The 24938-nt window shown below is 70.7% G+C and carries 19 protein-coding genes; 15 read left to right on the forward strand and 4 right to left on the reverse strand.

The window, feature by feature from the left end:
* Nucleotides 1-31: 31 nt before the first annotated feature.
* Together G6048_RS07775 and G6048_RS07780 are read right to left on the reverse strand one after the other, a co-directional pair.
* Complete coding sequence (locus tag G6048_RS07775) at nucleotides 32-592, reverse strand: hypothetical protein (RefSeq protein ID WP_165338702.1); 561 nt, start codon at nucleotides 590-592, stop codon at nucleotides 32-34.
* A 56-nt stretch (nucleotides 593-648) separates the two neighbouring features.
* Complete coding sequence (locus G6048_RS07780) at nucleotides 649-1314, reverse strand: bifunctional DNA primase/polymerase (protein WP_165338703.1); 666 nt, start codon at nucleotides 1312-1314, stop codon at nucleotides 649-651.
* Between the two features lie 472 nt (nucleotides 1315-1786).
* Between G6048_RS07780 and G6048_RS07785 the strand changes: the two genes are divergently transcribed.
* The 4 genes from G6048_RS07785 to G6048_RS07800 all read left to right on the forward strand — a co-directional run bounded on the left by G6048_RS07785 (nucleotide 1787) and on the right by G6048_RS07800 (nucleotide 7823).
* Complete coding sequence (locus tag G6048_RS07785; protein ID WP_165338704.1) at nucleotides 1787-3298, forward strand: PP2C family protein-serine/threonine phosphatase; 1512 nt, start codon at nucleotides 1787-1789, stop codon at nucleotides 3296-3298.
* Nucleotides 3299-3414: 116 nt separating this feature from the next.
* Nucleotides 3415-4872 carry an aminopeptidase P family protein gene (locus G6048_RS07790; protein ID WP_328825703.1) on the forward strand — a complete coding sequence of 486 codons (1458 nt, stop codon included), beginning with the start codon at nucleotides 3415-3417 and terminating at the stop codon, nucleotides 4870-4872.
* Nucleotides 4873-5012: 140 nt separating this feature from the next.
* Nucleotides 5013-6377: a MocR-like pyridoxine biosynthesis transcription factor PdxR gene (pdxR, locus tag G6048_RS07795; RefSeq protein WP_165338706.1), complete on the forward strand. Its 1365-nt coding sequence runs from the start codon at nucleotides 5013-5015 to the stop codon at nucleotides 6375-6377.
* A gap of 180 nt (nucleotides 6378-6557) precedes the next feature.
* Nucleotides 6558-7823: an MFS transporter gene (locus G6048_RS07800; protein WP_165338707.1), complete on the forward strand. Its 1266-nt coding sequence runs from the start codon at nucleotides 6558-6560 to the stop codon at nucleotides 7821-7823.
* Here the strand turns inward: G6048_RS07800 and G6048_RS07805 are convergent.
* Nucleotides 7798-8643, reverse strand: a complete 846-nt coding sequence (locus G6048_RS07805; RefSeq protein WP_165338708.1) for a triphosphoribosyl-dephospho-CoA synthase — start codon at nucleotides 8641-8643, stop codon at nucleotides 7798-7800. The genes G6048_RS07800 and G6048_RS07805 overlap by 26 nt on opposite strands.
* A 301-nt stretch (nucleotides 8644-8944) precedes the next feature.
* Here G6048_RS07805 and G6048_RS07810 point away from each other — a divergent pair, with 301 nt between their 5' ends.
* Both G6048_RS07810 and G6048_RS07815 read left to right on the forward strand, forming a co-directional pair.
* Nucleotides 8945-12766 (forward strand): nSTAND1 domain-containing NTPase, encoded by a 3822-nt coding sequence (locus G6048_RS07810; RefSeq protein WP_165338709.1) that lies wholly within the window; start codon nucleotides 8945-8947, stop codon nucleotides 12764-12766.
* Nucleotides 12767-12922: 156 nt separating this feature from the next.
* The gene (locus tag G6048_RS07815; RefSeq protein WP_165338710.1) at nucleotides 12923-14380 is read left to right on the forward strand and encodes a polysaccharide deacetylase family protein; all 1458 of its coding nucleotides are present in this window, start codon (nucleotides 12923-12925) and stop codon (nucleotides 14378-14380) included.
* An 80-nt stretch (nucleotides 14381-14460) separates the two neighbouring features.
* Here the strand turns inward: G6048_RS07815 and G6048_RS07820 are convergent, their stop codons facing one another.
* Entirely contained in the window at nucleotides 14461-14916 is a 456-nt protein-coding gene (locus G6048_RS07820) for an ATP-binding protein (RefSeq protein ID WP_165338711.1), read from the reverse strand.
* A gap of 224 nt (nucleotides 14917-15140) precedes the next feature.
* On the opposite strand from G6048_RS07820, the gene G6048_RS07825 reads away from it, so the two are divergent.
* From G6048_RS07825 to G6048_RS07865, 9 genes are all read left to right on the forward strand, one after another.
* Entirely contained in the window at nucleotides 15141-15947 is an 807-nt protein-coding gene (locus tag G6048_RS07825) for a hypothetical protein (protein ID WP_165338712.1), read from the forward strand.
* A gap of 118 nt (nucleotides 15948-16065) precedes the next feature.
* A complete protein-coding gene (locus G6048_RS07830; RefSeq protein ID WP_165338713.1) occupies nucleotides 16066-16815 on the forward strand; it encodes a YcnI family copper-binding membrane protein in 750 nt (249 codons plus the stop codon).
* 93 nt (nucleotides 16816-16908) lie between these two features.
* A complete protein-coding gene (locus tag G6048_RS07835; RefSeq protein ID WP_165338714.1) occupies nucleotides 16909-17562 on the forward strand; it encodes an SCO family protein in 654 nt (217 codons plus the stop codon).
* Nucleotides 17559-18056, forward strand: a complete 498-nt coding sequence (locus G6048_RS07840) for a copper chaperone PCu(A)C (RefSeq protein WP_328825704.1) — start codon at nucleotides 17559-17561, stop codon at nucleotides 18054-18056. The genes G6048_RS07835 and G6048_RS07840 overlap by 4 nt, the downstream gene beginning before the upstream one ends.
* A 13-nt stretch (nucleotides 18057-18069) precedes the next feature.
* On the forward strand, nucleotides 18070-19968 hold the full coding sequence (locus G6048_RS07845) for a copper resistance CopC/CopD family protein (RefSeq protein ID WP_165338715.1): 1899 nt from the start codon (nucleotides 18070-18072) through the stop codon (nucleotides 19966-19968).
* Between the two features lie 8 nt (nucleotides 19969-19976).
* Entirely contained in the window at nucleotides 19977-21230 is a 1254-nt protein-coding gene (gene efeB, locus G6048_RS07850; protein ID WP_165338716.1) for an iron uptake transporter deferrochelatase/peroxidase subunit, read from the forward strand.
* Between the two features lie 69 nt (nucleotides 21231-21299).
* On the forward strand, nucleotides 21300-22232 hold the full coding sequence (gene pheA / locus G6048_RS07855; RefSeq protein WP_165338717.1) for a prephenate dehydratase: 933 nt from the start codon (nucleotides 21300-21302) through the stop codon (nucleotides 22230-22232).
* A 550-nt stretch (nucleotides 22233-22782) separates the two neighbouring features.
* Entirely contained in the window at nucleotides 22783-24069 is a 1287-nt protein-coding gene (gene serS, locus G6048_RS07860; protein WP_165338718.1) for a serine--tRNA ligase, read from the forward strand.
* Nucleotides 24066-24878 carry an HAD family hydrolase gene (locus G6048_RS07865; RefSeq protein ID WP_165338719.1) on the forward strand — a complete coding sequence of 271 codons (813 nt, stop codon included), beginning with the start codon at nucleotides 24066-24068 and terminating at the stop codon, nucleotides 24876-24878. The genes serS and G6048_RS07865 overlap by 4 nt, the downstream gene beginning before the upstream one ends.
* Nucleotides 24879-24938 lie beyond the last annotated feature (60 nt).

The following is a 24938-nucleotide window of genomic DNA, read 5'->3' on the forward strand; positions in this document are numbered from 1 at the left end:
CAACCCGCCCTCCCCGCAGGCGAGTTGAGCCCTACGCAGCCGATTCACTCCCCGAACGCAGCAGCAGGGGCCCCTCCGCACCCGCCGCGAATTCCACCACCGCCGTGTAAGCCCGCGCGTCCCCGATCGTGCGCTCCCGAGGCGTCTCGCACGCCCCCGGCTCGTCGTCCGCGCCCACCGCGCAGTGCATCCGGACGGTACGGCCGCCGGGCGCCATGAGGGTCAGTACGGCGGTGAGGTCGTCGCCGGTCGCATTGCGGTAGTACGTACGCGCCCAGGTGTCCCGCCCCTGGGTCAGTACGCAGGTCTGCGCCTCGATGCCGTCGGGGGAGGCGAGTTCGGGTCCGCAGTGGGAAGTGCCGACGGGATCCCGACCCAGCAGCAGCGGACTCCGGACCGGGCCGGGTCGCGGTGCGGCCGCCCTGTCGGCGACGCGTTCGGATGTACGTACGACCGCGGGATTCTCCTGGCCCGCCGGCCCGGCGGAGGCCACGGCCAGCGGCAGCGTGGCCGCGAGGACGGCGACGCCCGTCAGCGTCGGGAGACGAACTCTTCGGAAGCCCGGGGGTCGCCCTCCGGAGGAACGCAGCATGAAAGGGACGATAACGACCAAGAGTGGGCGCGCGGTTCGCCGCGCGCCCGATTCCCCTACAACTCGGGTGCGCTCACACCCGGACGAGTGAGGGCCTCCACCACGGCGTCCACGACGGCCTCCACATCGGGCACCCAGGGCGCGGCCGAGCCGGGCAGCGGTGCCCGCTCCCAGCGGATCTGGCCCTGTCCGGTCTCGGACGGGGGCAGCGCGAGATAGCCGCCCTCTCCGTGGAAGCGCAGCGAGCCGGGCACGAAGTCCTTGGCGTACAGCAGCTCACCCAGCTGCTCGAAGGAGTACGGCTTCACCAGCAGCGCCCAGCGCGTGGGGGAAGCGATCACCGGGCCGAGGCGCATGCCCATGTGGTCGAGCGCCCCGAGCGCACGGGGGGCGGCGAGCGCCGGCAGGCTCACCGCGCACGGGGCCTGGCCCCCGGTGGCGAGGATGACCGGCGCCGCGGGGCGGTTCGTCCACCACCAGCGCACCATGCGCTCGTCGGTGGTGGCCGCGAGGAGACCGGGGTCGAAGGGGTGAGCACCGGGAACCGTGCACTCCGGATCGGGGCACCCGCAGCGCGCCCGCCCTTGCGGGTCCGGCGCGACGCCGGGGAGTACGGGCCACTGCCATGCGGTCGCGAATGTCAGGGCCGCGCCGAGCATCTCAGGCCTTCCATTGTTCCGCCTGGAAAGGAGCCTGCGTCGCCTTCCGAGGATCTCGCGCATGAGCGCTCGTTCCTTTCCGTTGCACGCCTGGCAACACCGAGGACCACATCACATCATGTGTCGATCACTTCACTGTGCGTACCTGCTGACGCATCACACCCCGGCCAAGGACAAGGGGAACCCCTATGGGTCGAGCATTGGCTTCGTCCGCGTCCATACTGCGCCTATCAACAGCATGGGCATGGCGTGGGGGTGGCGGCGCCTGGCGATTGCTGTCCCGCGTGTTGCTTGCCGCCTCCGCCACGGGAGGATGGGGCACGGTCGTCGATGGTTAAGACGCCCGGGTCCGTCGCCAGGTTCCGGGAGGATCCCAACCACCCCTGGCCTTCACCGAGTACGTACCCATCACGACCGCTGTGACGCTCCGTCGAACAAGGCCAGTCGACCGCAATACGCCGTAACCCGAGGCAGTTTTAAGCCAACTTTGCTTTTCTCAAGTTCCCCATCGGACACCAGGAATCCCAGCAGGACAATGCTGGACATCCCCTCACGAGTACGTGTACATGTGGAGACAGTGCTAGCGGCGCAGAATGACATGGGGGTTTGCGATGCTTTTGAGCAAAACGCACTGGTCCGAAAGTCGGACGCCATGAACTCCCCTCACCCTCCGAAAGTGGCCGGAATCGATTCAACTGTTCCGGCCCCCACACACACTGTCGCGCCCGCGCCTGCCGTCCCCGGTACCTCTGCAGCCCCTTCCCCAAACCCCCCGGGCGCCGTTCTCCAGGACCGTCTCGCCGGCTGGGTGTCCGATCTCACGACGCTGCACGAACTGACCGAGCGGATGGTCCGCACGGCGTCGCTGAGTGACGCACTTCATGAACTTCTGCGTGCGGGAGCCGCCCTCGTGGGTGCCCGGCGCGGTCTCGTCGTCATGGAGCCGGGGGACGGCCTCGGCCCGGACACGACCATCGGCCTGGGCCTCGCCCGCGCCGATCTCGGTCACATCGAAACGATTCCGCGCCGCTGCATGTCGTACGGGAAAATCCTGGACGGACTGCCCGGCGGCGAGGGTGAGATCGCACAGCCCGATTTGTTCTCCGAGGACGGGCTCGACCCGCGTCACCGCGAGGTGGCCGCCCGCCTCGGCTATGCCGCGAGCTACGCGCTCCCACTGTCCACCGAGACGGCGGGCCGACTGGGTGCCGCCGTCTGGCTGTACGACGAGCCCGCCGAACCGGTTGAGGGGCAGCGGCACCTCGTCGGCCTGTACGCCCGGTACGCGGCCGAACACCTGGCCCGGCTGGTCGAACTGGAACGCACGCGCGCGTGCATGACGACGATCACCGACGAGCTGCTGCCCTCGCGGCTGCCCCGGGTCTTCGGCGTCCAGCTCGCCGCCCGGCATCGCACCGGTCCGCGCGGCGGCGGCGACTGGTACGACGCGCTGCCCCTGCCGGACGCCGCGCTCGGTCTCGCGGTCGGGTCCGTCACGGGGTCGGGGCCCAGCGCGGTGGCCGCCATGGGACGGCTGAGGGCGTCCCTGCGGGCGTACGCCGTGATGGAGGGCGAGGACCCCGTCGCCGTCCTGTCCGACCTGGAACTGCTGCTCAGGCTGACCGAGCCCGCTCGCAGCGCCACCGCCCTGTTCGCGTACTGCGAGCCCGCCTCGCGCAAGATCACGATGGCCGGGGCCGGGCACAGCCCGCCGCTGCTGATCGGTGAGCGGCGCACGGAGTTCGTGGAGACGTCGCTGTCGGCGCCGCTGGGCATGCTCGCCTGCTGGGAGGCGCCGAGCGTTGAATTCCGGGCAGCGCCAGGAGAGACGGTTCTGCTGTACACGGACGGTCTGCTGCAGCGCACCGGCGACCCCATGGACCGGGCCTTCGCTCGACTGCACGCGGCGGCGGCGAGCGTGCCCAGGCCACTGCGTGCGGACCCGGGGGCGATCGCCGACCATGTGCTGCGGACGGTGCTTCCGGAGGAGCTCGACGCGTCCGACGGACTGGAGGACGTGGTTTTGCTGGCGGCACGCTTCGAGTGAGCCGCGCGGAGGGCACGTGGCTCGGAGGGCACGTAAAAGGGCTTCCGGCCCCCTGGGCCCCCTCCCGTACGACCGTACGATGGAGGGGGTCCAGTGCCGTATCTAGGAGGATGACCGTGGCCGAAGAGCTCACTCCGGAGACTGGGGACGAGTCTGAAGAGCCGATCAAGCAGCGCAAGAACGGTCTGTACCCCGGTGTGTCCGACGAGCTCGCCGAGAACATGAAGTCCGGCTGGGCCGACACCGAGCTGCACGGCCTGGAGCCCATCCCCCAGGCCGCGTACACCGCCGCCCGCCGCGCCGCGCTCTCCGCGCGCTTCCCGGGCGATCGGCTGGTCATTCCCGCGGGGAACCTGAAGACCCGCTCGAACGACACGGAGTATGCCTTCCGCACCTCCGTCGAGTACGCCTACCTGACCGGCAACCTCACCGAGGACGGCGTCCTCGTTCTGGAGCCCAAGGGCGACGGCCACAAGGCGACGATCTACCTGCTGCCGCGCTCGGACCGGGAGAACGGCGAGTTCTGGCTTTCCGGCCACGGCGAGCTGTGGGTCGGCCGCCGCCACTCTCTGGCCGAGGCCGAGCAGCTGTACGGCATCCCCGCCGCCGACGTCCGCGAGCTGCCCGACAAGCTGCGCGAGGCGACCGGCCCTGTCCGTGTCGTGCGCAGTTACGACGCCGGGGTCGAGGCGGCGCTCACCGACAAGGTGACCGCCGAGCGCGACGAGGAACTGCGGGTCTTTCTCTCCGAGGCCCGGCTGGTCAAGGACGCGTTCGAGGCCGGCGAGCTGCAGAAGGCCGTCGACTCGACCGTGCGCGGCTTCGAGGACGTCGTACGGGTCCTCGACAAGGCCGAGGCGACCAGCGAGCGCTACATCGAGGGCACCTTCTTCCTGCGCGCGCGGGTCGAGGGCAACGACATCGGTTACGGATCCATCTGCGCGGCCGGCGCGCACGCCTGCACCCTGCACTGGGTACGCAACGACGGTCCCGTCCGCTCCGGGGACCTGCTGCTGCTGGACGCCGGCGTGGAGACCCACACGCTCTACACGGCAGACGTGACGCGCACGCTGCCGATCAGCGGCACGTACAGCGAGATCCAGAAGAAGATCTACGACGCCGTGTACGAGGCCCAGGAGGCCGGTATCGCGGCGGTGCGGCCGGGCGCCAAGTACCGCGACTTCCACGATGCCGCGCAGCGCGTGCTGACCGAAAAGCTCGTCGAGTGGGGTCTGGTCGAGGGCCCTGTGGAGCGCGTGCTGGAGCTGGGGCTGCAGCGCCGCTGGACGCTGCACGGCACCGGTCACATGCTCGGCATGGACGTCCACGACTGCGCGGCGGCGCGGACGGAGACGTACGTGGACGGCACGCTGGAACCGGGCATGTGCCTGACGGTGGAGCCGGGCCTGTACTTCCAGGCGGACGACCTGACCGTGCCCGAGGAGTACCGCGGCATCGGTGTCCGCATCGAGGACGACATCCTGGTCACCCAGGACGGCAACAAGAACCTCTCGGCTGGGCTGCCGCGCCGCTCCGACGAGGTCGAGGCGTGGATGGCGTCCCTGAAGGGCTGACTTTTCGCGCTTTTCGCGAGTGCTCGACGAGGACGTCACGCGGGGCCGAAATGGCCTCCCTATAAGGGCTGATACGAGAGTGATGGCCGGGTGCCCTTCTGGGTACCCGGCCTTTCGGTGTGTCTAGGGGGGCGGCTTTGGTGGACGACTTCTGGTCCGGCGTCGGTGTCGATCTGCATCTGGAGCCGGATGCGCGGGCAGGGCGTCGGGCGGGGCTTGAGCGGGCTCTTCGGGATGCCGTACGCGAGGGGCGGCTCGCTCCTGGGACGCGGCTGCCCGCGACACGGCGGCTGGCGGCCGAACTGGGCGTCTCCCGTGGGACGGCGAAGGCGGCGTACGACCAACTGGTGGCCGAGGGCTATCTGACGGCTCGGCAGGGTTCGGGAACCGAGGTGGCGGCGCTGCCCACGACATCTCTGGACGCGTCCGGGAACGGGGCACACGCGCGTGCGCCCCGTTTTGATCTGCGGCCCGGCAGTCCGGACGTCGGTACGTTCCCGGCGGCGGCCTGGCTGCGGGCGTTGCGGCGGGCCATCGCGGTGGCGCCCTCCATGGCGTACGAATACGGCGATCCGCGCGGCCGCATCGAGTTGCGGACCGCCTTGTCGGGGTACCTGGGGCGGGCGCGCGGGGTGATCGCGCCGCCCGAGCGGATCGTGATCACGTCCGGTTACGTTCAGGGGCTCGCGCTCCTCACGCGCGTACTGGGGTCCGGGGTGATCGCCATGGAGGACCCGGGGCTGCCCTTCCACCGGGACGTGGTGCGGCACAACGGCGGTTCCGTGGCCCCGGTGAGCGTCGACGAACGGGGCGCCCGCGCCGAGGAGTTGGGCGGCGTGGCGGCTGTCGTGGTCACGCCCGCGCACCAGTACCCGACCGGAGTCACGCTCCACCCGGAGCGGCGGCGGGCGCTCACGGACTGGGCACGCGCGCGTGGTGGGCTGATCGTCGAGGACGACTACGACGGGGAGTTCCGCTACGACAGACAGCCCGTGGGCGCACTCCAAGGGATGGCACCGGGACAGGTCGTCTACCTGGGGACGGCTTCCAAGACGCTCGGGCCCGCGCTGCGGCTGGGCTGGATGGTGCTGCCGCCGCACCTGGTCGACGCGGTCGCCGACGCCAAGCTGCACAGCGACCACCACACCGAGTCGATCGGCCAGTTGGCCCTCGCCGAGCTGATCACCAGCCACGCCTACGACCGGCACATACGCGCCTGCCGACTGCGGTACCGGCGGCGGAGGGATCAGCTGCTCGCCCGGCTGGGGCCGCGCCGCAGTGTGCTCGGGATCGCGGCCGGGCTGCATGCGCTGGTGGACGTGGCGTACGAGGACGCGGTACTCGCGCGGGCCGCCGAGGAGGGGCTTGCGGTGGGGTGCCTCGGGGAGCACTGGCACGGGGCGCGTGAGGGGCGGCCCCAGGGGCTGGTGGTGGGGTACGGGACGCCTCGGGAGCGGGTCTATCCGGAGGCGTTGGAGCTCTTGGGGCGGGTGCTGGAGGACTGAGGGCGCGGGCACGCGGGTTTCTCGAGGGCTGGGCAGGGAGCACGGGTGCCGGACGATTGAGCAGGGGCACGCGGGTTTTTCGAGGCTCGTCAGAGGGCACGTCGGCGCTGGAATTGGGGCATGAAATGGCTTGCTGATTGGTTCTGTTGAGGGGCCCACTGTCTCCGTAGCGTCGTCCCCATGACGAACTCGCTTCTCCCGCCCGCGGGCCCGCAGCGCGTCCTGGCCGTCGCCCAGTTGAGCAACTCCGTCGGAGACGGGGCCTTCTACGTCACCTCCGTCCTGTACTTCACCCACATCGTCGGGCTCGCCCCCACGCGCGTGGGCCTCGGGCTCACCATCGCGTGGGCGGTCGGGTCACTGGCGGGTGTGCCCCTGGGGCGGCTCGCCGACCGGCACGGCCCGCGTGGCACGGCGGTGCTGCTGGCGCTGGCGACCGGTCTCGCGGTGGCGTCCTTCCTGGTCGTACGCGGCTTTGTGCCGTTCGTGCTCGCGGCGTGCGGGTACGCGGCGGCGCAGTCGGGGCTCGCGGCGGCCCGGCAGGCCCTGCTGGCCGGGCTGGTGTCCCGGGAGGAGCGTACGGGGCTGCTCGCGCACCTCCAGTCGACGCTCAATGCCGGTCTCGCGGTGGGGGCGGGACTCGGCGGGCTCGCGCTGCACATGGGGACGCGGGAGGCCTACCTCGGGGTGTTCGCGCTGGACGCGGTGAGCTTCCTGCTGTGCGCGGGGGTACTGCTGCGGCTGCCGGCCGTGAGGCCTGTGCACGCGCGCGTGGGCGCCGGTCAGGGGCGCGGAGGGAACGGCAGGGGCGACGCCCTCGGAGTGCTGCGCGACCGCCCGTACGCGGTCGTCACGCTGCTCAACACCGTGCTGCTGCTGCGGATGCCTCTGCTCAGCCTGGGCATCCCGCTGTGGATCGCCGAGCGGACCGATGCCCCGGCCTGGCTGGTATCCGCGCTGTTCGTGCTCAACACGGGTGCCGTGATGCTCTTCCAGGTGCGTATGGCGCGCGGGGTGACGGGCCTCGCGTCGGCCACGCGCGCGGTGCGGCGTTCGGGGCTGGTGATGCTGGCGTCGTGCGCGGTGTTCGCGCTGTCGGCCGGGGTCTCGGCCTGGGTGGCGGTGGGTTTGCTGGTCGCCGGCGCGGTGCTTCAAGTCGTGGCCGAGATGCAGCAGTCGGCGGGTTCCTGGCATCTGTCCTTCGATCTCGCCCCTGCCGACCGGGTCGGCGAGTACCAGGGCTTCTTCGGCACGGGCGTCACCGTGGCGCGCACGGCGGGACCGCTGGTGCTGACGGCGCTGCTCGTGGGGTGGGGGACGCCGGGCTGGCTGGTCCTCGGCGGACTCATGCTGGCGGCTTCATACGGGATGGGGCCCGCGGTGCGGTGGGCGGACGGAAGGCGGGCCACCGCACCGCGGGTCAGGCAGCCCGTGCCGGTGAACTGACCACCACCGGGAGCGGGAGCGAGTCCAGGAACAGGGCGCCCGCGAGGAGGCCGCTGCTTCCGCGGGGGCTCCACGCGCGCGCATGGAGGACGTCGTCGAAGGCGGCCAGAGCCGCGCGGCCGGCTTCCGTGGCCGTACCGCCCGCTTCCAGGACGCCGCGAGCGCCCGCCTGGACGTGCCGCAGGCCGTGCGGGCCCGCCGTGTACAGCAACTCCGTGTCCTGAAGGGTGGACATGACGGTGAGCAGGGCGTCGAGGCGGGCGTACGGCTCGGGGGCGCCCGCCGAGCGTGCTGCGGCCAGCGCGCTCAACGCCCGCCGTACGTGCGGGAATCCGGCCCGGGCCTCGCCCCGCGCCCCCGCGGCGCCGTACTCCACCGAGACGGAGGAGCCGCGGGAGGGGCGGCGCGGCGCTTTCCGGTCGGGATGTGCCGCGAGCCGCTTGGCGGTCGCGGCGAGGTCCCGGCCGGTGGCCCGGGGCTCCAGGGCGGCCGCGGCGACCAGCAGGCCGAGGACCCACAGTGCCCCTCGGTGGCCGCCGCCCGCGAGCCCTACCGAGTGCTCGGTGGACCGCCCGATCGCGCCCAGTTCGGCGCGGAGTTCGGACGTCGCCGAGCCGGTGCGGTGCGCGGCGGCCGCCATCGCCGCCAGACCGGGCTCCAGCGCCTTGGCCGACCAGCGCAGGGAGTTGTGGTCCCGGCCGGTGGCGCGGGCGCCGCGATCGCGCGGGTCGGGCAGTCCGGGCTTGGGGGCCAGCGCGAGTTGCCCGGTCAGGGCGGTCACAGCGGCCTGCGCCAGCGTTTCGTCCGGCGGGTTGCTCATCGACGTAAGCCTTTGCGTAAGCGTTTACGAGGAAGTGGCGGCAGAGGAGGCCGACGCGGGACAGGCCGTGACGCCGCCGTCTCCGCGGGGGTCGCTTTCCCGTCATGCGAGGAAACGTAGGGAGGGCAACCGTCAGGGAGCTGATGGGCAGCTGTGAGGGGCCTGAGAGTGGGTGTGCGACGGACGTCGCTCGCCGTCTCCCGTGGGCGGCATCACAGCTCGGGGAGGATTGCGCGGGGATGGGGTGAAACATAGCTTGTACGACTGCTGTGCGGGTCAAGGCATGTGAAAGGTGTTCCTGGTGGGACGACGCGAGAAGCCGGTCGACCCCGATGCCGGTCCCGTACAGCGGCTCGCGCACGAACTGCGTCTCCTCAGGGAGAAGGGCGGGAAGCCCCCGTACCGGGAGATGGCCAAGCGCGCGGGCTACTCCACGACCGCGCTGTCCCAGGCGGCGGCCGGTGAGCAGCTGCCGTCCCTGGCGGTGGTACGGGCGTACGCCGAGGCGCTGGATGCCTACCCGGACGAATGGGAACGGCGCTGGCGGGAGGCGGACACCGATCTCCGGGCGCCCACGCCGGACGAGAGGCCGCCGTATCGGGGACTGGCCCGCTTCGAGCCGGACGACAGCGATCTGTTCTTCGGCCGGGAGACACTCGTCGCCCCACTGGTGGAGTTGGTGCGCGAGCACCGGTTCGCGGCAGTGTTCGGGCCGTCCGGCAGCGGCAAGTCGTCGCTGCTGCGGGCGGGGCTGATCCCGCGGCTGCGGCAGGGGGCGGAGCGGCCGGCGGTGATCCGTGTGCTCACTCCGGGTGAGCGGCCGGCGCGTACGCACGAGAAGGCGCTCGTCGCGCGGGACGGCGACGGGGAAACCTGGGTGATCATCGATCAGTTCGAGGATCTGTTCACCCTGTGTCAGGACCGTGCTGAACGCGGCCGGTTCCTTGATCTGCTGCTCGCCGCGCGACGGCCGGAGAGCCGGCTGCGCGTGGTGATCGCCGTTCGTGGTGATTTCTACGGGCACTGCGCCGGCCACCGTGACCTGGCCGAGGCCGTCTCCCGGGCCAATCTGCTGGTCGGGCCGATGAGCCGGGACGAGCTGCGCGAGGTGATCACCGGCCCGGCCACCTCCGCCGGCCTGAACGTGGAACGTGCTCTCACCGCCGGGATCATCGACGAAGTCGTCGACCAGCCGGGCGCGCTGCCCATGCTCTCCCACGCGTTGCTGGAGACCTGGCGCCGCCGCCGCGGCAGGTTGCTGACTCTGGCGGCGTACGAGGAGACAGGTGGCGTACGCGGCGCGATCGCCGCCACCGCGGAAGAGGTGTACGGCGGGCTGTCGGCGGAGCAGGAACGTGTCGCTCGGCGGATTCTGTTGCGGCTCATCGCACCCGGATGGGAAGCCGAGAGTGGGGGAGAAATCGGGACTGGGGGAGGTACGGCGGACACCCGTCGTCCGGCGTCCCGGGCCGAACTCGGCAGCGGTGCGCAGGACGTGCTGGAACGTCTCGTCGTCGCCCGTCTGGTCACCCTGGACGGCGACACCGTGGAGCTTGCGCATGAGGCGCTGATCACCGGCTGGCCGCGCCTGGCCGGCTGGATCGAGGAGGGCCGGGACCGGCTGCGCGCGCAGCGCCGGCTCGGCGAGGCCGCTCGCGCCTGGGAGGAGCTGGAGCGCGACCCCGGCGCGCTCTACCGAGGTACGCGGCTGGCCCGTGCCGAGGAGTTGTTCGCCCGGCAGCCGGACGACAGCGGCACGCGGCCGGAGGAGGACGACGACCTCACCCGGCACGGGCACCCGAACGACGACCTCACCCCGCTCGAGCGGGCCTTCCTCACCGCTTCCCTCGCGGCCCGGGACGCCGAGCGGGAAGCCGAGACCCGCACGGCACGGCGGACGCGTTCCCTGACCGTCGGTCTGTCGGTGTTCCTCGTCCTGGCGCTGGCCGCCGGTCTGGTCGCCTGGCAGCGCGACCGGGTGAGTGAGGAGGAAGCCGCCAAGGCCGCCGCCCGCCGCCTGGCCACTGTGGCCGGCAGTCTGCGCTCCACCGATCCCCGTACCGCTGCCCTGCTCGGGGTGGCGGCGTGGAAGGTCGCCCCGCTCACCGAGTCCCGCTCGGCGCTGCTTGGCGCGCTGGCCCAACCGGAGCGCGATGCCTTCACCGATCCCCTGGCCGGGAGGGGCGTCCGGCGTTACCTCGCCGACGGCGGCCGGACCCTGCTCAGCGTCGACGGCACCGCGGTGACCGCCCGGAACGTGGCCGACCACAAGGTCACCGCCACCTACCGCCTGCCCAGCGGCACGGAGGTGGGCGGTGTCGGACCCGACTCCCGGTTCCTCGATGTCACCGGGCCGGACGGGGGCGCAAAGCTGTGGGACCTTCCGCTGGGGAGACCTGCCGCCGAGCTGGGCGGCGTTTCGCTGCAGGGCAGCGCGTCCGACGGGAGCGCGTACCTCACGGGACCCACGGACGGCCCGGGCACGGTCGGGCTGCACCGTGCGGACGACGGCGAGGTCCTCTTCAGCACCGGCATCCCGCGCACGCTCTCCACCTCGGCCGTGGGCCCTGGCGGGCGTCTGCTCGCGCTCTGCCCCGCCGAAGGGCCGCTCCAACTGTGGGACACCGCGGACGACAAGCGGCTGCCGGGAGACTGGGAGCAGGCGGACGAGACCCTGTGCGGCACCGGATCCGGCGCGGACGGCGGCCCACGTCTGCTGCGGTTCAGCGCGGACGGCAAGCGGCTGTCCGCCGCCTACAACACGACAGCCCTGGTCTGGGACGTCCGCAGCGGACGTACGATCGCCGAATTCTCCAGTGGCGGGATCACCGGCTTCACCCAGGCCAGTCTCTCGTCCGACGGGGAGTTCCTGGCCACGGCGGACGACCACGAGCTGGCCGTATGGCGGCTGGCCACCGGCGGTACGCAGGTCTTCCGCCGACCGCTTTCCAAGGATGAGGCCACCGGGCTGACCTGGGACCGGGGCATGCCTCGGCTCCTGCGCTACCTGGATGGCGCCACGGTCCACACCTTCGACCTGACCGACCGGCTCACCCCGCGGTGGCAGAGCACTCCGGCCGACGCGAGCGTGCTCAGCCCGGACGGCGCCGCCCTGGCCACCGTCACCCGGTCCGGCGGCGGCTACCGTCTCGAACTGCGCGCCACCCGGACAGGAACAGTCCTCGCCCGCGCGAAGCTCGGCGTGCTGCCGGGTCAGTTCGACGAGGAGACCCCCCGGCTGGCCTTCAGCCCGGACGGCCGGGCATTGGCCGTCGCCGATGCCGTGTCCTCGCGGGGCGCGCTGCGACTGCGCTTCACCGTGTGGGACGTACCGGCGCACAAGGTGCGTACGGTTTTCGACACTTCCGGTGCGGTCGGCCGCCCGGCCACCACTCTCGCCCTGGGGCCCGGCGGCCGCACGCTGCTGGCCGGCCGCTCCGCCACCGACAGTGACGGCTATGGAACGGAGATCTGGGACACCGAGAAGCACCGGCGGTCGGGGACCGTGGAGGGCTTTTCCGGGGTGGCACTGGCCGTGCGGCCGGACGGGGATCTACTCGTGAGCTCCGACGACCAGTACGCCGATCCAGGGACCGGCGACGTCACCGGGCGCGCCCTCGCCGACGGCCGGGAGGTCACCGCGCTGGCGTTCAGCCCCGACGGCACCCGGCTCGCCGTCGGCGACTCCACCGGGCACGTCACCCTGTGGGACGGCGACGTCCGGCACCGTACGGGTGCGCTCACCGGCACCTCCGACACGGCCACCCAGGGCGAGCCGGAGGCCGTGGGGGCGCTCGCCTTCTCCTCCGACGGCGGCACGCTGGCCGTGGGCGGCGCGTACGGAACGCTGCGGCTGTGGGACACCGAGGGACAGCAACTCCTCGGGACCGACCTGCCCACCCCCGGCGACGAGATCCGCTCCCTCGCCTTCGCCGAGGACGGCGGCACGGTCTACGCCGGCGGCGCCCACGTACCGCTCCAGCGTGTCCCCGTCGCCCCGGACCAGGCCGTCCGCACCATCTGTGCGCGCACCGGCGGCGGGCTGACCGAAGCGCAGTGGCGGACCTATGTCCCTGACGCGCCGTATGAGCAGACGTGCGCCCAACGCGATAGAGGCGCCTGAAGCGTCTGAAACCGTGAGAAATCAACCGGGACTGATTGTTCAGGGTGGCTCTGTGCGTCGCTGAAAAAGGCCTCTGACCCGAACGATCAATGACCAGAACGACCGCGGCGTCCCGTCGTCGGCGTCCGCCCGTCTCCTCCGTCAGGTTCTGGTCTCATGCGCACTCGCACTCTGCTCCCTTCGCTTCTGCTGCTCGCTGCCCTCTCCTTCACAGCCCTCTCCTTCACAGCGGCCTGCTCGTCCGGTTCGGACGGCTCCGCGGGTACGGGATCCGCCGGCGGGCGTCCCGGATCCACCCCCGCCCCCTCGCCGGTCCGCACCATTGATCCGTCGAAGATCAAGGGTCTGGAGATCGTCAGCGACAGCAGCGAGCACCGTTCCTGCTCCTTCGCGACGAGCTATCCGGACGTGCCCGGCGCGGAGGCGATGACGGCCGCGATGAAGAAGGACGTGGAGGAGCGCCTGGCCAACTTCCGCTCGGGGGTGTGCGAGGGAGGCTCGGCCACCGCGGAGGGCCGCGAGCTCAACATCAGCCATCACTTCCTGGCCGCCTCCGGCGACGTGCTCGGCGTGCGGCTCAGCACGCAGGACCACAGCGGCGCCGGGTCGGGGCTGTCGACGAGAACGTACTGGTACGACGGCAAGGCCGACGCGTACCGACCGGCCCTAGGGCTAGTCGCCGAAGACTCCCGAGACGCCTTTGTCGGCGCCTTGAAGGATCAGCTCAAGGGCCGCGAAGGCTTCGACCCCGACCTCTTCGACGCCACGCTCTCCGAGGACTCCATCACCGCCGCCCTGGACGATATGACCTTCACCGCCGACGGCGGACTGCGCGTGACCTTCGACCGCGGCGAGGTCGGCGTCCCGCCCGCCGGGACCTACATCGTGACCCTGTCCAAGGGGACGGTCACCCCCTGGCTGTCCGCGTTCGGACAGCGTGTCCAGCGGCAGGCCATGAAGCCCAGCCGCTCGCTCAACCTGGGTGCGACACACGTCCCCGAACCGGCCGTCCCCACCCACACCGCCCCCGGCGACGACGACACCGACTGCAAGAAGGTCAAGTGCATCGCGCTGACCTTCGACGACGGACCGGCGGCGCCGGAGACCGGGACCCTGCTGAGCTACCTCGCGCAGTACAAGGCGCGCGCCACCTTCTTCACCACCGGACAGAACGTCGCCGCCCACCCCGAGCTGGTGCGCGCCGAAGCGAAAGCCGGACACGAGGTCGGCAACCACTCCTGGAACCACCCCGATCTCACCAACCTCACCCCCGAGCAGATCGCCTCCCAGCTGGGCCGCACCAGCAACGCCATCAAGACCGCCACCGGCAAGGCTCCTACTGTCTTTCGTCCGCCCTACGGCGCGATGAACGCCCAAGTGAAGGCCGCGACCACGCTCTCGCCGGTGATGTGGGACGTGGACACCGAGGACTGGAAGTACCGCGACGCGGCCAAGGTCGCCCGGACCGTCATCGACCAGGCGCAGCGCAACGACGTCGTCCTGATGCACGACATCCACCCCACCTCGGTCGCCGCGGTCCCGCAGATCCTGCGCACCCTGACCGCCCAGGGCTACCACTTCGTCACCATCAGCCATCTGCGCGCCACCCTCTGAGGCGCTGAGCAGCCCTTCCGTACAGGTGGGCCGGGGTGCTGTTTCACGTGAAACAGTGCCCCGGCCCACCTTCAGCAGCACTACACCGCCACCAGCGGCGCGTCTTTCCTCCACTTGAGGATCTTGTCGAAGCTGACCACCGCGCCGCCCCGGCCCGGCTTGTTGCCGATCTGGACGTGGTCGGCGAGCTCCTCGATCAGACACAGTCCCCGGCCGTGCTCGGCGTCGCCGGGGGCAGGTCGGAGGAGAGCGCGCCTGCGTGCGGAGGGGAAGCCGGGGCCGGTATCGGCCACTTCGATGCGGCATTTCTCGCCATCAAGGTAGGCGGTGACCCGGAAGGCCTCAGCTGACTGCCCTTCGGGCGTTGCGCCTCCGTGTTCGACGGCATTGGCGCAGGCTTCACTCAGGGCGACGGAGAGGTCGTACGAGATATCCGGATCCACCCCCGCGGTCTCCATCGTGCCGATCAGGAGACGTCGGGCGAGCGGGACGCTCGCGGCTTCGCGCCGGAGATGGAGGGACCACCAGATGCTCATGCTCCCGCCTCCTGGCCGCGGCTCGACATACCGTTACGTATTGCCCCAGGGGGCGGTCTGTAAGCGCGAGATTGACGTGATGCCGCCCATACGGCGGATGTTCCGCCGACTGCGATCGGTGTAGATGAGGGCGTCTCCTGCCAGAACGTGATCTTCCGGGCTGTACGGCACCTTGCGGACCTGCTGTATGGAGCGGGTGGGCCCAGTGCGATGATGAGCCCGCAATGAGTGTCCCCCGACTACGCGCACGCACCGGAGGTGATCTCCGGGTTCCAAGGGCCGCGATGTTCGCCGCGGTCTGCGTTGTGCTGGCCGGGGCCGGGCATGCGATCGCCTCCTGCGAGGGCATTCCGCTGTGGTCGCTGGGGACCGGATTCCTCGCCGTCTTCGCCGTCGCGGCGCCGCTCGCCGGGCGTGAGCGCTCGCTGCCGGGCATCGCCGCGCTGCTGGTGGTCGGCCAGACCGTGCTGCATGCTCTCTTCGGGCTCGGCCAGCACGGCACGGCGGTGGCGCCCGGGAGCGCGGACGCCTCGCTCGTGGCGCGGGCCGCGCGGATCGTGTGCGGCACGTCCGTCGCGGCGATCAGCCCGGCGCAGGCCCGGCGGATCCTCGCCGACGCGGGGATCGACCCCAGCGCGAGTACCGGCGCGGGGCACTCGGCGCACCACCACTCCGCGGACGCCGTCACGGCCGCCGCGGATCCCTCGGTGTCGCTGCTGCCCTCGCTGCCCATGCTGCTCGGCCACGTTCTCGCGGGCGTAGCCGCCGGGTGGCTGCTGCGCCACGGGGACCTCGCGCTGCGGCGCCTGATGCGGCTGTCGGCGCACGGGGAGGGGCCGGCCCACGCGCTGCGGCGGGCCCTGGCGCTCGTACGGGCCCTGCTGGCTGGGCTTCCGGGTGCGCCCGAGGCGGTGCCCTGCGCGCCGCGCGCGACGCAGCTCGGGCCGCCGGTCCCCCGTACGACCGTTCTTCAGCACTCGGTGATCAGACGTGGGCCGCCGTCGGACGGGGATCTCGTCCTCGCCGCCTGACGCGACGCACCGCCACTCCTAGGGGTGCCGTCATGCGGCACGCGCGCGTGCCCGTCTTTTCGCGTGCGCAACCCCGTTCTTTCACCGAACCACTGCTGAAAGTGGAGTACTCCCTGCCATGAAGGCTTCCCGTATCGCCGCCGCCGGTGCCGTCGCCGCCTCGGCCGTCTTCGTTCTGTCCGCCCCCGCCTTCGCGCACGTCAGCGTGACGCCTGAGGGCACGGCCGCCAAGGGCGGATACGCGACGGTCAACTTCAAGGTGCCGAACGAGCGCGACAACGCCTCGACCACCAAGCTCGAGGTGAACTTCCCGACCGAGCACCCGCTCGCCTCGGTCATGCCGGCGCCCGTAGACGGCTGGAAGGTCGAGGTCACCAAGTCCAAGCTCGCCAAACCCGTCGAACTGCACGGCGAGAAGATCGACGAGGCCGTCAGCAAGGTCACCTGGACCGCCGACGGCAAGGGCATCGAACCCGGCTACTTCCAGAAGTTTCCTCTGTCGATCGGTGCGCTGCCCGAGAACACCGATGAGCTGGTGTTCAAGGCACTCCAGACCTACTCCAACAAGGAGGTCGTGCGCTGGATCGAGGTTCCGCAGGAGGGTCAGGAGGAGCCCGAGAGCCCGGCGCCGGTACTCGCGCTGTCCGCCGCAGAGGACGGCCACCACGGTTCGGCGGCATCCGACAGCGGCTCCGGCGACGCCGAAGACGCTGAGGCCGCCTCCAACGAGACGACTGAGGACGCGGCCGCCGCTTCCTCCGACACCAGCGACACCACGGCCCGCGTTCTGGGCATCGTGGGCATCGTCGTCGGCGCGGCGGGCGTGGCGTACGGCGTTCTGGCCGGTCGCCGGCGTTCCGACGCCTGACAACCAAGACATTTCTGGTGCGTGCCCTCAGGGTCGTACAGCGCCGTACGACCCCGATGCGGGCCGCAGCTCTCACATCTGGGACCTTTTCCTATGCGCAAGAAGACGTTCGCCGCCGCCCTGGCCGCCGCGGCCGCACTGACCCTGACCGCCTGCGGCAGCAGCGACAACAGCAGCAGCTCGCCCGTCGCCGAGGTGTCCGCCGAGACCGGCTCCGAGAAGGCCGCGACGGTCCTCGACAAGCCCTTCGAGAAACCGGACCTCGTCCTCACCGACACGCAGGGCAAGTCGTACGACCTCCGCGAGGCGACCAAGGGGCAGCCGACGCTGATCTACTTCGGCTACACCAACTGCCCCGACATCTGCCCGCTGACGATGAACAACATCGCCGTCGCCAAGAAGCAGCTGCCCAAGGCCGAGCAGGACAAGCTCCGCATCGTGTTCGTCACCACCGACCCGGAGCGGGACACACCCGCCGAGCTCGGCAAGTGGCTCAAGGGCATCGACCCCGCCGTCGTGGGCCTGACCGGCTCCTTCTCCACAATCCAGGGAGGCGCCCGGCAACTCGGCATCTCCATCGACCCGCCCACCAAGGACAAGGACGGCAAGGTCATCTCGGAGCACGGCACCCAGGTCGTCGCGTTCTCGCCGAAGACCGACGCGGGCTATGTGCTGTACGGGGAAGACGCCACCGTCGACGACTACACCAAGGACCTGCCCAAGCTGATCAAGGGGCAGACACCGTGAGGCGTCCCATCGCGCCGGCCCTCGTCATGGCGGGCTGTCTGGCCCTTGCGGGCTGCGGCGGCTCGGCCGACGGCTCCGACGCGGCCCCTGACCTGTCGGTCCGCTCCGCTTACATGCCCCAGCCGGTCACGGACTCTCTGGCGGCCGGTTACCTGACCGTCGTCAACGAGAGCGACAGCTCCGACGACCTCGTCTCCGCCACCAGCGATATCGCCGGGGACGTCACCGTCCACGAGACGTCCGGTCAGCGGATGAAGGAGGCCGGCCGGCTGGAGATCCCCGCGGGCGGCCGACTCGTCCTCGAGAGCGGCGGCACCCACCTGATGTTCGAGAAGCTGAAGCGCAAGCCCAAGGAGGGCGAGACGGTGTCCGTGAAGCTGCGCTTCACCAAGACAGACCCGATCACGGTCGAGATGCCGGTGAAGTCCGCCACGTACCGGCCGACGTCCACGAAGTCGTCGGGGTCCTCGACGCACTCGAATTCGCATCACTGAGGGAGGGACCACCGTGAGGCAGGCCATCGCTCCCCGCGCACGGATCCTGTTGTTGCTGCTCCTCGCCGTCACCGGCGCGCTGTTCGCCCAGGCCGCGCCCGTCTCGGCACACGCCGCGCTGACCGGGAGCGACCCGCAGCAGGGAGCGGTGGTCGACCAGGCACCCTCCCAGGTGTCGCTGACCTTCTCCGAGAAGGTCGCGATGTCCGACGGCTCGGTGCGTGTCCTGGACCCGAAGGGCAAGCAGGTCGACGAGGGCAAGACCACCGACCTGGGCAGCAACACGTACGCCGTGAATCTGCACGAGGGCCTGCCCGACGGCACGTTCACCGTCGTCTACCAGGTGGTGTCGGCGGACAGCCATCCCGTGTCGGGGGCCTTCACGTTCTCCGTGGGTGCGCCCTCGAAGACCTCCGTCGCGCTGTCCGACCAGGAGGCTGGCGGCGGAGTCGTGGGCGGACTCTACGGTTTTGCACGCTATGTGGCGTACGCGGGATTCGCCCTCTTCGTCGGCGGTGCGGCCTTCGTCCTCGCCTGCTGGCAGCGCGGTGCCGGGGTGCGGCCGGTGCAGCGCCTCGTGGTCTCCGGGTGGATCGCGCTCACCGCGGCCACGCTCGCCATGCTGCTGCTGCGCGGCTCCTACGCCGGCTCCGGGAAGGTCGGGGACATCTTCGATCTGAGTCTGCTCAGCCAGGTGCTGGAGACCAAGACGGGTGCGGCGCTGGTCTCGCGGCTGCTGCTGCTCGCCGCGGGCGCACTGTTCATCGCCGTACTCTTCGGGGCCTTCGAGAAACGCGAGGACGAGAAGGAGAGGCAGGACCTCACCTTCGGCCTTGCCATCGGCGGGATCGTCGTGGCGGCAGGCCTGGCCGCGACCTGGGCGCTGGCCGAGCACGCCTCGACCGGCATCCAGACCGGGATCGCGATGCCCGTCGACGTCCTGCATCTGCTGGCCGTCGCCGCCTGGCTGGGCGGCCTGTCGGCGCTGCTGGTGGCGCTCTACCGCGCCCCGTCCATCGAGGCGTCCGCCGTACGCCGCTTCTCCGGCGTCGCGTTCGGCAGCGTGGCCGTCCTCGCCGCGACCGGGATCTACCAGTCGTGGCGACAGCTCGGCTCCTGGTCGGCGCTCACCGGTACGTCGTACGGGCAACTCCTGTTCGTCAAGATCGGACTGGTGGCCGTACTCGTCGGCGTCGCGTGGATCTCCAGGCGCTGGACCGCCCGGCTGACGTCGGCACCGGAAGCCGTGAGCGAGAGCGATGACTCGGAAGAGTCAGAAGAGGCGGAGGAGCGTACGGACGAGAAGGAGCCGGCCGCCGCGCAGGTGGGCGGCGGCGACCGCAAGCGTGCGGCCCAACTGGCCCGGCAGCGGGCCGCCGTGGCCACCGCCCGCGAGAAGCGCGCCCGCGACGCCGACCCTCGACGCTCGGGCCTGCGCCGCTCGGTGCTCGCCGAGGCGGGTGTCGCCGTGGTCGTGCTCGCCGTGACGACCGCGCTGACCTCCGCCGAACCCGGTCGCACGGTCGAGGATGCCAAGGCTGCCACCGCCGCCGCCTCGCAGCCGGAGAGCGCAGCACTGTCCCTGGAGATGCCGTTCGACACGGGCGGCCAGGACGGCAAGGGCATCGCACGGCTCGAACTCGACCCGGCTCGTGTCGGCGGCAACGACTTGCATGTCTACGTAGAGCGGCCCAACGGCAGGGCCTTCGACATCCCCGAGGTCAAGGTCGCCCTCACCCTCGAGGAAAAGGACATCGGGCCCCTGCCCGTGGTCCCCGACCGCATCGCCACCGGACACTGGACGGCGACCGGGGTGCAGATCCCCATGACGGGCAACTGGAACATCGAGGTCACCGTCCGGACCTCCGACATCGACCAGGTGACCGTCGACAAGAACGCGCAGATCGGCTGAACGACACCATGGCTGAACAGTCCACTCCGGAGACCTCTCCCAAGGGGGTCATTTCGCGGCGGCGGCTGCTCGGTACCGCCGGTGCCACGGGGCTCGCGCTCGGTGCGGCAGGCGGGGCCGCGGGTTACGCCGTGGCGCCCTCCGACGAGCAGGCCGTGCCCCTCAGCTCACTCGGCGCGGACGAGGTGATGTTTCACGGGAAACATCAGCCGGGCATCACCACCGCCCTCCAGGCACGCGGCCACCTCGTCGCTTTCGACCTGGCGGCGGGCGCGGGCCGCAGAGAGGCCGCCGCGCTGCTGCGCCGCTGGTCAGCCACGGCCCAGCGGCTGATGGCGGGCGAGGCGGCCGGCAGCGAGGACACGGCTGTCGCACGTGACGGGGGCCCCTCGTCCCTGACCGTCACCTTCGGCTTCGGGCACAGCTTCTTCGCCCGTACGGGACTGGAGAAGCAGCGCCCCATCGCCCTCGACCCGCTGCCCGACTTCTCCTCGGACCACCTCGACAAGGCGCGCAGCGACGGCGACCTGTGGGTGCAGATCGGCGCGAACGACGCCCTTGTCGCCTTCCACGCCTTGCGCGCGATCCAGAAGGACGCCGGTTCGGCAGCCCGGGTCCGCTGGCAGATGAACGGCTTCAACCGCTCGCCGGGCGCCACCTCTCAGCCGATGACCGCCCGCAACCTGATGGGCCAGATCGACGGCACACGCAACCCCAAGCCGTCCGAAGCAGACTTCGACCAGCGGATCTTCGTACCCGATTCGGAGGAGCCCTCATGGATGGCCGGGGGCTCCTACGCCGTCGTACGCCGTATCCGCATGCTCCTCGACGACTGGGAGAAGCTCCCGCTCAAGGACCAGGAGGATGTCATCGGGCGGCGCAAATCGGACGGGGCACCGCTGACCGGCGGCACCGAGACAACCGAGCCCGAGCTGGAGAAGACGGACGCCTCCGGAAAGCTCATCATCCCGATCAACGCTCACGCACGCATCACCCGGCCCGACCAGAACGGCGGCGCCGCCATACTGCGCCGGCCGTTCTCCTTCCACGACGGCTTCGACGAGGACGGCGTACCGGACGCGGGCCTGCTCTTCGTCTGCTGGCAGGCCGACCCGCTGCGCGGCTTCGTACCGGTGCAGCGCAAGCTCGACCGGGGAGACGCGCTGTCGGCGTTCATCCGGCACGAGGCGAGCGGACTGTTCGCGGTGCCGGGCGGGGCGGCGGAGGGGGAGTACGTGGGGCAGCGGTTGCTGGAGGGGTGAGAAAGTCCCCTGGGGTGGCCGGGACCGGAAGCGTCGGCCCGGCTGCGCACGGCGCATTAGGGTGAGGCCATGCCAGCCAGCTACGCGTATCTCGGCCCCGAGGGCACCTTCACCGAAGTCGCCCTGCGCACACTCCCGGAGACCGCCACCCGGGAACTCGTCCCGATGCTGTCCGTACCCGCCGCGCTCGACGCGGTCCGAGGCGGCGAGGCCGAGGCGGCTTTCGTCCCGATCGAGAACTCCGTCGAAGGCGGCATCACCACGACCCTCGACGAGCTGGTCGCCGGTGAACCGCTGATGATCTACCGCGAGGTGCTGCTCTCAATCACCTTCGCACTGCTGGTCAGGCCAGGCACGAAGCTCTCGGAGATCAAGACGGTCACCGCGCACCCGGCCGCCCAGCCGCAGGTGCGCATCTGGATGAAGAACAACCTTCCGGACGTGATCTGGGAGTCGGCGGCCTCCAACGCGGACGGCGCGCGCCTGGTGCAGGAGGGACGCTACGACGCGGCCTTCGCGGGTGAGTTCGCGGCCCAGAAGTACGGCCTCGTACCGCTGGAGACCGGCATCCACGACGCGGAGAACGCGCAGACCCGGTTCGTGCTGGTGGGCAAGCCCGCCCGGCCCGCGGCGCCGACCGGCGCGGACAAGACGTCCGTGGTCGTCTGGCAGCGCGACGACCACCCGGGCGCTCTGCTCGAACTGCTCCAGGAGTTCGCCGTACGCGGCGTCAACCTGATGCTGCTGCAGTCCCGGCCGACCGGTGAGGGCATCGGCAACTACTGCTTCGCCATCGACGCCGAGGGCCATATCGCGGACCGCCGGGTGGGCGAGGCGCTCATGGGCCTCAAGCGGAGGTGTCCGCAGGTGCGGTTCCTCGGGTCCTATCCGCAGGCCGAGGTCGACCCCCAGGACGTACGCGCGCCGGGGGCAGGTACGTCCGACGGCGAGTTCGCGGCGGCCTCCGACTGGCTGGCGCGCTGCCAGGACGGCCGTTTCTAGCCGGTCCAAGCCCTGTCCATGCCCGTCCATGCCGGTTCTACCAGCCGCTCTTCTTCATCCACAGAAGTTATCCACAGGGCCCGTTCTCGACCTGGGGACAAGTCGACAACGGAGCGTGATGCAGTCGACAAATCGCCCTACGATCCCCAACTGGGCCCACAGCGTGGCAGGTCACGCTTCGTCCACCCGTTTCCCTCAACCAACCCTTTGGAGCGAACCATTTCCACTCGAAAGTGGATGGAGAGCGGGTCGGGTTCGGGGGCTTTTCATCCCTGCATGACGCTTTCGGAACAATCATCTCCGCAGTCCACAGATCTTTCACACAGCCTGTGGATAACTCTCCGAGGGGCGTCGACCCTGTGGACAACCCGCGACCCAAGTCCCGCTCCTCGCAAGGAAATCAGGTCAAGTCGTGGAACCATAACTGCCCCATTCGGGGGAGTTAGGTGTCTTTTATTAACATAGACGATCAACTCTCGCATAACGGTCAGCGGCGACAGATCGGAATACCGGGTCGTGGGCCCGAACACCACACCGGTAGCCTTGAGGGGTGATTGACCTTCGCCTGCTCCGTGAGGACCCCGACCGTGTGCGTGCGTCGCAGCGCGCCCGTGGAGAGGACGTCGCGCTCGTCGACGCCCTGCTCTCCGCCGACGAGCGGCGCAGGTCGTCCGGCGTCCGCTTCGACGAGCTGCGCGCCGAGCAGAAGGCGCTCGGCAGGCTCATCCCCAAGGCTTCCGGCGACGAGAAGGCCGAGCTCCTGAAGAAGGCGGGGCAGCTCGCCGCCGACGTCAAGGCGGCCGACGCGGCGCAGGACGAGGCCGCGGCCGAGACCCAGGAGCTGCTGCTCCAGCTGGGCAACCTCGTGCACCCCGACGTCCCGGTCGGCGGCGAGGAGGACTTCGTCACGCTGGAGACGCACGGCGCGATCCGTGACTTCGCGGCCGAGGGCTTCGAGCCGAAGGATCACCTGGAGCTCGGCGCGACGCTCGGGGCGATCGACGTCGAGCGCGGCGCCAAGGTCTCCGGATCGCGCTTCTACTTCCTCACCGGCATCGGCGCGCTCCTGGAGCTCGCGCTGGTGAACGCGGCGATGGCGCAGGCCACGGCCGCCGGCTTCACGCCGATGCTGACTCCGGCGCTGGTCCGCCCGCAGGCCATGGCCGGCACGGGCTTCCTCGGCCAGGCCGCGCAGGACGTGTACCGCCTGGACAATGACGACCTGTACCTGGTCGGCACTTCCGAGGTGGCGCTCGCCGCGTATCACATGGACGAGATCATCGACGGCGACCGCCTCCCGCTGCGCTACGCGGGCTTCTCGCCCTGCTTCCGCCGCGAGGCCGGTTCGCACGGCAAGGACACCCGCGGCATCTTCCGGGTGCACCAGTTCGACAAGGTCGAGATGTTCTCGTACGTCGACCCGGCGGACGCGCGGGCCGAGCACCAGCGCCTGCTGGACTGGGAAAAGCAGTGGCTGACCTCGCTGGAGCTGCCCTTCCGGGTGATCGACGTGGCTTCGGCGGACCTGGGGTCCTCGGCGGCCCGTAAGTTCGACTGCGAGGCGTGGATCCCCACCCAGGGCAAGTACCGCGAGCTGACGTCGACCTCGGACTGCACGGAGTTCCAGTCGCGGCGCCTGGCGATCCGTATGCGTGACGGCAAGCAGGTGAAGCCGCTCGCGACGCTGAACGGCACGCTGTGCGCCGTACCGCGCACGATCGTGGCGATCCTGGAGAACCATCAGCAGGCCGACGGCTCCGTACGCGTGCCTGAGGTGCTGCGGCCGTTCCTCGGTGGCCGGGAGATCCTGGAGCCGGTCGCCAAGGCCGCCAAGTGAGCGACTCCGCTCCCGCCTTCCCGTACAAGCTCGTCGCGACCGATCTCGACGGAACGCTGCTGCGCTCCGACGACACGGTCTCGGAGCGCACCCGTGAGGCGCTCGCCGCGGCCACCGCGGCGGGCGCCGCGCACATCGTCGTCACCGGACGGGCGGCGCCCTGGACCCGCCACATCCTCGACGAACTCGGGTACGACGGGATCGCGGTGTGCGCTCAGGGCGCGCAGGTGTACGACGCGGGGGCGCACCGGCTGCTCACGACGCTGACCCTCGACCGGCAGCTGGCCGGCCTGGCGCTCGCCAAGATCGAGGCGGAGGTCGGTCCGCTGGCCCTGGCCGCGAGCCGTGACGGCCTCGACGGCGACGTCCTGATCGGCCCGGGCTACCAGGTCCAGGGACAGCTGCAGGCCGTCCCGTTCACCGACCTCGCGGAACTGTGGGCTGAGCCGCTGACGAAGCTGTACATCCAGCACCCGCGTCTGACCGACGACGAACTCGCGGACGCGGCACGTCAGGCGGTCGGCGGTCTGGTGTCCGTCACCATGGCGGGCGAGGGCATCGTCGAGCTCCTTCCCCTCGGTCTCTCCAAGGCCACGGGCCTCTCGCTCGCGGCCCGCCGTCTGGGTGTCAAGGCGGCGGACACGATCGCCTTCGGTGACATGCCCAACGACATCCCGATGTTCGGCTGGTCCGCGCACGGCGTGGCCATGGACAACGCCCATGAGGAACTCAAGGCGGTCGCCGACGAGCTGACCCTCTCCAACGAGGAGGACGGGATCGCGGTGGTACTGGAGCGGTTGCTGGGCTGAGCGCGCAACGCTGCCGCTGTGACCTGGCACCTGGCATGTCACAGCGGCAGCGTTCCGGCA

It is taken from the genome of Streptomyces ureilyticus, assembly GCF_011045025.1.
GTDB lineage: Bacteria > Actinomycetota > Actinomycetes > Streptomycetales > Streptomycetaceae > Streptomyces > Streptomyces ureilyticus.

Coding starts and splice junctions, on each gene's coding strand:
- G6048_RS07775 (WP_165338702.1), bottom strand. CDS start 592: ATGCTGCGTTCCTCCGGAGGGCGACCCCCGGGCTTCCGAAGAGTTCGT.
- G6048_RS07780 (WP_165338703.1), bottom strand. CDS start 1,314: ATGCGCGAGATCCTCGGAAGGCGACGCAGGCTCCTTTCCAGGCGGAAC.
- G6048_RS07785 (WP_165338704.1), top strand. CDS start 1,787: ATGCTGGACATCCCCTCACGAGTACGTGTACATGTGGAGACAGTGCTA.
- G6048_RS07800 (WP_165338707.1), top strand. CDS start 6,558: ATGACGAACTCGCTTCTCCCGCCCGCGGGCCCGCAGCGCGTCCTGGCC.
- G6048_RS07805 (WP_165338708.1), bottom strand. CDS start 8,643: ATGAGCAACCCGCCGGACGAAACGCTGGCGCAGGCCGCTGTGACCGCC.
- G6048_RS07815 (WP_165338710.1), top strand. CDS start 12,923: ATGCGCACTCGCACTCTGCTCCCTTCGCTTCTGCTGCTCGCTGCCCTC.
- G6048_RS07820 (WP_165338711.1), bottom strand. CDS start 14,916: ATGAGCATCTGGTGGTCCCTCCATCTCCGGCGCGAAGCCGCGAGCGTC.
- G6048_RS07825 (WP_165338712.1), top strand. CDS start 15,141: ATGAGTGTCCCCCGACTACGCGCACGCACCGGAGGTGATCTCCGGGTT.
- G6048_RS07830 (WP_165338713.1), top strand. CDS start 16,066: ATGAAGGCTTCCCGTATCGCCGCCGCCGGTGCCGTCGCCGCCTCGGCC.
- G6048_RS07835 (WP_165338714.1), top strand. CDS start 16,909: ATGCGCAAGAAGACGTTCGCCGCCGCCCTGGCCGCCGCGGCCGCACTG.
- efeB (WP_165338716.1), top strand. CDS start 19,977: ATGGCTGAACAGTCCACTCCGGAGACCTCTCCCAAGGGGGTCATTTCG.
- pheA (WP_165338717.1), top strand. CDS start 21,300: ATGCCAGCCAGCTACGCGTATCTCGGCCCCGAGGGCACCTTCACCGAA.